The following is a 7,723-nucleotide window of genomic DNA, read 5'->3' as shown; positions in this document are numbered from 1 at the left end:
GAGCACGGCCGTTACCGCTTGTGCTGCCAGGCTCGGCAGCACGCTAGCCGCGCCAATAGCCAGCGCAGCCGCAGTTGCGGGTAAGGCCATCCTTCCCATGAACGCCGCATAGTGGCGCCTTTGGGGAATGGCTTTTTTACCTGCACGCAACCGCTCGTAAAGAATTTGCGCACGGCTTATTTGCTCGCGAGTCGGCTTGACTCTGACGGACTCGTAGCCTGTTAAGCGGCCATCTTCGAGAATAGGCGTGACATACGCGCTGACCCAATAAAAGTCGCCATTCTTGCAGCGATTTTTTACGATTCCCATCCAGCTTTTGCCAGTCTTCAGATAGCTCCACATCAGCCCAAAAACAGCTGGAGGCATGTCGGGATGACGAACCAAATTGTGCGGACTGCCCAACAACTCTTCACGAGAATAGCCACTTATTCTCGTGAACTCGTCATTGCAATAGGTAATTTTCCCGCTCGCATCAGTAGCAGAGATCAATCGCTGCTGGGCCGGAAATGTTTGCTCAACGGTTGTGACGGACAGGTTCGAGCGCAAGTTGAATCTCCACGAGCAATAATAGCACAATGCCATTTTAACATGGATAACCACATGGTTTCTATGGCCTTATCCTGGTCGCGAGACGTTTGAGGCGAGCAGCATCGTTGATGGTGATGGTGATGGTGCCGCTAGTGTAAATGGTGTCTACCGTCATCTCGGGAGAGGTTTTGCGTCAGTTCGGCCAGCAACTGCTTGAAGCCTTCCTTCATCTGAGGCGGTCTGATGCCTTCCGATACACGGCTTCATTTTCACGTTTATCAATCGCGACCACGAACACCACAACCTCTTGATCTATGACCTGGTAGATCAGGCGATAGCCAGCACTGCGTAGCTTTACCTTGTAGCAATCTGGCAGCTCGCGTAAGCGGTTGGCCTCGATGCGGGGATTCTCCAGGATTTCAGACAGCTTTTTCTTGAATTGCTGCCGGATCGTATCTCCCAGCTTGTGCCACTCCTTCAGTGCACGCTGGTCAAATTCAAGGCTATAGGTCATCCAGCGACACCTTAACGCGCTGCGGTGAAGCCAATCGCTCGCGTACGGTGTTTATGAGGGTTTCATCCTCTTCAGTCATGAGTACGGGACGGAAGGGGAGTTGACCGCGCTCAGCAACGTACTGCAAGGCTTGGCGCATGAGTTCAGACGGCGTGACACCCAAGCGTTCCAGCTCGCGATAGGCGCGGTTTTTGAGGTCGTCGTCCACACGGACGTTGATTGAGGCCATAGAGCATGACTCCTGCAAAGACATCTGTCATTACAATAGCGTCTTAGCGAAAGTTTTTCAATGGATCTCGGTAATATTTTAGTCCTCTTTCTTGCCAAGCCTTTTCAGGAAAAAACAAGTAGGACATTACTTTCTTGCGAAAGTTTTTAACATCTAAATCACCGCCTTGCAAAACCTTGAAAACGGTATCATACATGAGGTCTTTGAATACTGACCAGTTACCTGGCTCCTTTAACATAACTTGGCTATATTTTTGATTTATTAATGGCTCATACTTACAATAAAAATATTTATTGTAAGTTTCGCTACCTGAGACTCTTTCTAAAGCCATATATCCTATAACCATTACCTTTCTTAACGACCTAAGCAAATCTTTCCTTTTCCCGCGATAAGATATAAACCTTGTTAACTCATTCATGTATGCCATGTATTTAGATTCTATGCCATATGATTTGAAGAAAGAGTAAGATCGTCTAAGGTAATGCAACTCATCATTTAGGGATTTAGTGCTTTGATTTATTAAAAACTGTTTATCTGCGCTTGGATTTGCCTCTATTATTTTTTCAACGATTCTGATTTTCTTAGATTTATGTACTGAGTTATTTTCTATGTATCTCTCTATTATGTCTCCTAGAAACTCTTCAATCTTTATAAGAACTTCGTTATTTGACATGTCATCATTTACAACCCACTCTTCTGTAAGGTTTTTATTTTTTATGTACTTTCCGCCAGATAAGTAATTATTACCAAACAACTCGTTTTGATGGGTACCACCATAAAAAAGGTTTTTATAGTGGAGTAACCCTGTAAAGCCTGGGCCTTTAATAGGTGCTATATGACAGCGACTTACATCCCCTTTTTCTTTATTTTTTATGAACTCCATGGTTTTTGTAAAAGACTTTAAAGTGTGACCAGTCAATATTTGGATCGTTTCGGCTTGCCTACATTGATTTATTACGTATATAAATGTGTCGTTTTGTATTAGGTTTGATCTTTTCTTCTCAGTACGTGTCTGTTTAGATTTTTTCTTACGATGTGCTTCTTTTCTATGTTTAGTGCTGCAATATGTCTGGTTAAGCCATTGTTTTGATTTCTTAGGTATTTCTATTTTGCAGACAGGGCAAAGCTTGGACATGAGACTCATCCTTTGATGTGTCTCATGTATTTACAGTTTTAAAAGGTATCTAAGCCGTCCCCATATCCTGACTACTACAGGTCGCTTCCCTCTTTATAAACTTTATATCTTTAAAAGCTTTAGCTGCTCTACAGGCCTTTAAAATCAAGGCTCTTGGTCACGAAGGTGCGAGAGATTCCTGTCGAAGGCGCGAGAGATTCCTGTCGAAGGCGCGAGAGATTCCTGTCGAAGGCGCGAGAGATTCCTGTCGAAGGTGCGAGAGGATCTGATAACCTCTCATAATGGATGATGGGAAACGGCTATGAGCAAAAACCTTCAGATCAAAAAATCTAATGCCCTGGTTGAGGCGGGTTACCGGTTAACACTGGGGGAGCACCGTTTGATTTTGGCTTGTATTGCCAAAAGCCAAGGACAGACGTTAAACGATCAAACCCTGTACGAGGTTGATGCTTTAAGCGTTGTAGACCTTGTAGGTATTACGCGCCAAACGGCTTACGAAGAGCTAAAGGATGCAGCAGATCGGCTTTTCAATCGGCAGATCACAGTTCCTTACGATCAGGCTGGAGAAACGCCTGCTATCAGGCGGTTTCGTTGGGTTCAGCAAATCGAATACGTGGAAACCTTAGGTTTGGTTCGATTCCAATTCGCCACTGCACTAATCCCTTACCTTTCAGAGCTAAAGGAACGTTTCACGGTTTATCCCATTGATGATGTTGTCAAAATGACGAGTATCCATGCGATTCGCTTGTACGAGCTTTTGGTTCAGTGGCGAAGCACTGGAAAACGAGAAATCGAAATCGCATGGCTCAAAAAAACGTTCCAGATTGCAGATAGCTACAAATCCATTAGCGATTTGAAACGTTGGGTAATTGCGCCAGCTATAGAGCAAATCAACCTGCATTCCCCCATCCAGGTGGGCTGGAAACAGAAGAAAACCGGTAGGTCTGTAACTCATTTGGTTTTTGAGTTTTCGCCTAAAAAACCGCTGAAACCCAAAACCAGGAAGACCTTAAGCCGAGAAGAAGCGAAAGATCTGGCAAGGCCTGGGGAAAGCTGGGACGACCTTTCGAAACGCCTGGGCGTGGTCATTTTGTAGTTTTTGGGCAACACGTTTTATGGGGATTTGGGATGCCCACCAGAACGGTAGGTGAAGAAAACCCGTCAGGGTTATAGACACAGCGATCAAAGCACTGTGGGGAAGGAATGGCTCAGCTCAGTGTTTTGAGTAGATCCGCGAACGATTCAGGCTTTTCTCGTGGCAATGGAGCCGCTTCCTGAATCGCTGGTTTGTGTTCGATCAGGAGCAGCTTCTTTTCTTCGATCTCAATCAGTTTTTCGAGTGCTGCTGCCAATCTTAGTGCGGTAGCTTCTGTAAGCGTCCCTGGTAGATTCTCTGATGTGCATGGCTGTGCAATTTCCTGTGCAACAGGCTGTGCAATGTTCAGCAAACTGCCATAGACGCGAATCAGTTCAGACGTTTCAAAGTAACGGCGTTCGTCATGGCCTAAGCTATAGGACAGACGGCCCTGATCACAATGGTTGTAGAGTGTTCGGCGAGATTTTCCAGTCAGTACAATAGCTTCCTGAATGGTGTGCAACATCTGCATAGCCCCTAGTGTGCAATGTGTGCAGACACTCTACCATCAGCCCTACTCGGTAAACAGTTGATAGGGTTAGCCCATCGTGGACGAAAGCTTTTAAGCAGGGGGACGTGCCAAAGCTCGATACAGGGTTGCGCGATGTACATTCAGAATACGTGCAGCCTCAGTGACAGGCCGTCCCTCTTCCTCGATCAATCTCCGAGCATGAACTATCTGTTCGGCGCTTAAGGCTGGACGTGGGCCGAAACGTACACCTCGGGCAAGAGCAGCAGCCCGACCAGCGCTAGTACGCTCTCCAATAAGCGAACGCTCGAAGTCGGCAATACCTGCAAAAATGGTCAACACCATGCGCCCAGCGGGTGAAGTGGTATCAGCCCAAGGTTCAGCCAACGAGCGCAAACCAGCGCCGGAATCATTGATCTGCTCAGCAATATGGAGAAGATCGCTTGTTGACCTGGCTAAACGATCCAGTCGTGTAACTGTCACAACATCTCCGGTGCGCAAATGGTCGAGAAGTCGTCCTAGCTCCGGTCGATCTCGCTTAGCCCCACTCACTTTCTCCTCAAAAATGCGCTGGCATCCCATAGCACTAAGCGTTTCCCGCTGCTGAGCCAGATCTTGCCCTTGCGTTGAAACCCGTGCGTACCCAATCAACTGGCCATTGTTCGTGGTCATGCTCCACCTGTCGCATTATTTGTCGCAAGTAAAGTACCACCTGCGACAGAAATATGCGACACTTATGGAGCAGAAAATCGGGGACCGGTTCCATGTCGCACGACTTAGGATTCATGCGACTTATTTTTATGTAGCAGCAATGTGTGGCTGAGTATTTTGGGATGCTCCTTGAGACCGCCATCCCCATGACGGGTTGGACACAAACTGCGCCACCCAACGGGACACTTGTTCTACCGGCATAGGTTTCGCAATACCGTAGCCTTGCGCTACGTCGCAACCTAGGCGCATCAGCAACACGCCTTGCTCAACCGTTTCCACTCCTTCAGCAATAACCTCGCGGTTAAAAGATTTGGCTAGGCCGATGATCGCCTTAGTCAGCACGAGGCTATCTTTATCGTCGAGTATGTGGCGTATAAAAGATTGGTCTATCTTGATCGACTGCGTGGGCAGTTGTTTAAGATAGCTCAGCGACGAGTATCCTGCTCCAAAGTCGTCCAACGAAAACGTAACGCCCAGATCCTGGCAAGCGATGAGGCGCTTACTGACATGCTGAATGTTTTCTAACACCACTGATTCGACAATCTCAATATCCAACATCTGCGGTGCAACATTAGGGTGGCAGGCCAGCAAAGACTTTAGGGTCTCCGTAAAATCTGCTCTTTGAAAATGCAAAGCTGCAATGTTCACGCTCACAGACCAAGTATGGCCTAAGGCCGCCCATCGCCCTATTTGATTGAGCGCCTGATCAATGACCCACTCGCCAATCTCCACGATCAGATCGGTCTGCTCAACCAGCGGTAGAAAATCCAGCGGCGGTATTAGTCCTTCTTGCGGATGCTGCCAACGCAACAGGGCTTCAAAACCAATCACTGCCCCGCTGTTCAGATTGATTTTGGGTTGGTAATACAAGCATAACTCACCATTATGTAAGGCTTCGCTAACCCGTATCACGGTCTCAAAGGCCGTTTTGGCCTTCTTATCCAGTGATACATCGAACAAATGAAAACAATCGCGGCCCCTTTGTTTGGCCTTATACATAGCCTGATCGGCATGGCGCAGCAGTGTTTCGGCATCCTCATTATCGTTTGGATAGAGCGTCACGCCGATACTGGCGGAAATATGAATGCCTATACCATCGATTGTGTAGGCGGAAGAAAGGGCGCTCAAGATCCTCCGCATGGCACTTTCCAACTCCTCAGTATCTTGCACGCGCAAGACCAGCACGAACTCATCGCCGCCTAAGCGGGCTAAGGTATCTTCGCCGCGCATGATTTGTTTCAGGCGATCAGCCACCGCCACCAGCAGACGATCACCTGTCGCGTGGCCATAGCGGTCGTTGATCAGCTTGAACCCATCGAGATCGAGCATGCCCACGGCAAGCGTGCCGTGATACCTCTGTACTGCGGCGATAGCCTGCTCAAGCCGCTCGGACAGCAAAAAACGATTTGGCAGACCAGTAAGCTCGTCGCGTTCCGCCCGCCATTGCAAGGTGTGCATCAACTGCCGTTTTTTGGTCACATCAAAGCGAATGGATACGTATTTCTGCACCCGCTGGTTGGCAGCATCGAACATGGGCACTATGGTGCTCTCTACCCAATACAGCCTGCCATCCTTGCTGCGGTTGCAGATTTCACCTCTCCACACCTGTCCGCGTGAAATGCTTTGCCACAAGTCGATGAAGAACTCAGCGGGATGCTGTTCTGAATTCAGCATGCGGTGGTTTTGCCCAAGCAACTCTTGCGCGCTATAGCCCGAAATGGCGCAGAACTGTTCGTTGACATAGGTGATGTTTCCCGCCAGATCGGTTTCCGAGAAAATAGCGGCCGCATCCACCGCCGTGCGGTATCTTTCGCTCATGCGTGAACCTAATTCTCCAAGGGTAATCATCAGGTCACTACCTGTTGAACCGCTCAACCAGTGCGCGTAAACCACGGGATGTGCTTTCAAGTTCGCTGCCACGAATCACTGCGGCGTTAGCATTTTTCGCTGTTTTCTCAACCGTCCCCGCTACGTTATTGATCTGCCGAGCAATATCCTCAGCGACATGGGCTTGCTCTTCTGAAGCGGCTGCCATTTGCTGGCTCATGCCACTGATCCGCTCAACAGCCTCGCGAATACCTTGAAGGGCACCCTGCGCCTCTATAACTTGCCGTACGCCGTGATCAGCCTCGCGGATACCAAGCCTGGCAATGCTTACCGCCTCATCAGCCCCCTGTTTAAGAGTTTCAATGACACTTTGAATTTGTTGAGTAGAAACACGTGTTTTGCTGGCCAGGGCGCGGACTTCATCAGCTACTACAGCAAAACCGCGACCCTGCTCACCAGCCCTGGCCGCTTCAATTGCAGCATTGAGGGCGAGCAGGTTGGTTTGATCAGCAATAGATTGGATCACCCCAGCAGCGGTCATGATTTGCTGGGTTTCATTGGCGAGGTTATCCACAGCAGTGCTGATATTCGTTACCGTACTAGCCAGAAGCTGAATGGCCTCTCGGGAAGTCCCGGCGACTTTGTCGCCTTGTTCAGCCAGTTCATTTGCTGTTTGCGCCTCAGTGGCAGTTTGTTGAACATGCCCAGCTACCTCGCTGATTGAGGCAGCCATCTCCGTCATGGCGGCTGCCGTCATGTCCGTTTCGGCTCGCTGCTCCAGCAAGGCATGTTCGGTTTGGTTAGAGAGTAAGGAGGAATGTGCAGCGGCTTCAGCCACTTGGCTAGCCAGATCGCTTAGCCGAGTCAGGGCAGTTTTAAGGCGCGCATCCTCACTAATCAATATCATTTCCAACTGCGCCGAAGGGCCATATATGTCGCTGTAAGTGATGGCGCTAATCGAATCTGAAAAAGCGTCAGGGGCGCTTTTAATGATTCGATTTAACAGATGTCCCTGTCGCGTATATGACCACCACCCCGTAGCGAGAAAGAGCACGGCCGTTACCGCTTGTGCTGCCAGGCTCGGCAGCACGCTAGCCGCGCCAATAGCCAGCGCAGCCGCAGTTGCGGGTAAGGCCATCCTTCCCATGAACGCCGCATAGTGGCGCCTTTGGGGA

Annotated in this window: 9 protein-coding genes; 1 reads left to right on the top strand and 8 read right to left on the bottom strand. The window is 49.0% G+C overall.

Annotated elements, in window-relative coordinates; genetic code table 11:
• The 4 genes from H8F21_RS28880 to H8F21_RS29730 all read right to left on the bottom strand — a co-directional run.
• The coding region (locus tag H8F21_RS28880; RefSeq protein ID WP_236043272.1) for a PAS domain-containing protein at positions 1-546 on the bottom strand (546 nt) is incomplete at its 3' end.
• Between the two features lie 208 nt (positions 547-754).
• Positions 755-1,042 carry a type II toxin-antitoxin system RelE family toxin gene (locus H8F21_RS28875; protein ID WP_194936563.1) on the bottom strand — a complete coding sequence of 96 codons (288 nt, stop codon included), beginning with the start codon at positions 1,040-1,042 and terminating at the stop codon, positions 755-757.
• Complete coding sequence (locus H8F21_RS28870; RefSeq protein WP_194936564.1) at positions 1,032-1,271, bottom strand: type II toxin-antitoxin system RelB/DinJ family antitoxin; 240 nt, start codon at positions 1,269-1,271, stop codon at positions 1,032-1,034. Before H8F21_RS28870 ends, H8F21_RS28875 begins: the two co-directional genes overlap by 11 nt.
• A gap of 43 nt (positions 1,272-1,314) precedes the next feature.
• Positions 1,315-2,406: a hypothetical protein gene (locus tag H8F21_RS29730; RefSeq protein WP_236043271.1), complete on the bottom strand. Its 1,092-nt coding sequence runs from the start codon at positions 2,404-2,406 to the stop codon at positions 1,315-1,317.
• Positions 2,407-2,707: 301 nt separating this feature from the next.
• Between H8F21_RS29730 and H8F21_RS28860 the strand changes: the two genes are divergently transcribed.
• Entirely contained in the window at positions 2,708-3,502 is a 795-nt protein-coding gene (locus H8F21_RS28860) for a RepB family plasmid replication initiator protein (RefSeq protein ID WP_203585807.1), read from the top strand.
• A 112-nt stretch (positions 3,503-3,614) separates the two neighbouring features.
• Here H8F21_RS28860 and H8F21_RS28855 read toward each other — a convergent pair whose 3' ends face one another.
• The 4 genes from H8F21_RS28855 to H8F21_RS28840 all read right to left on the bottom strand — a co-directional run.
• Positions 3,615-4,007, bottom strand: coding sequence for a helix-turn-helix domain-containing protein (locus tag H8F21_RS28855; RefSeq protein WP_194936560.1), 393 nt, complete (start codon positions 4,005-4,007; stop codon positions 3,615-3,617).
• Between the two features lie 96 nt (positions 4,008-4,103).
• On the bottom strand, positions 4,104-4,682 hold the full coding sequence (locus tag H8F21_RS28850; RefSeq protein WP_194936559.1) for a recombinase family protein: 579 nt from the start codon (positions 4,680-4,682) through the stop codon (positions 4,104-4,106).
• A gap of 126 nt (positions 4,683-4,808) precedes the next feature.
• Positions 4,809-6,539, bottom strand: coding sequence for a putative bifunctional diguanylate cyclase/phosphodiesterase (locus H8F21_RS28845; RefSeq protein WP_203585809.1), 1,731 nt, complete (start codon positions 6,537-6,539; stop codon positions 4,809-4,811).
• A gap of 37 nt (positions 6,540-6,576) precedes the next feature.
• Positions 6,577-7,723, bottom strand: a 1,147-nt coding sequence (locus tag H8F21_RS28840) for a methyl-accepting chemotaxis protein (protein WP_236043270.1), incomplete at its 5' end; no start/stop codon positions are given.

This window comes from Pseudomonas arcuscaelestis (assembly GCF_016881005.1).
GTDB classification, from domain to species: domain Bacteria; phylum Pseudomonadota; class Gammaproteobacteria; order Pseudomonadales; family Pseudomonadaceae; genus Aquipseudomonas; species Aquipseudomonas arcuscaelestis.
Note: the sequence above shows the minus strand (reverse complement) of the source record. Positions and strands in the feature narration are given on the sequence as shown.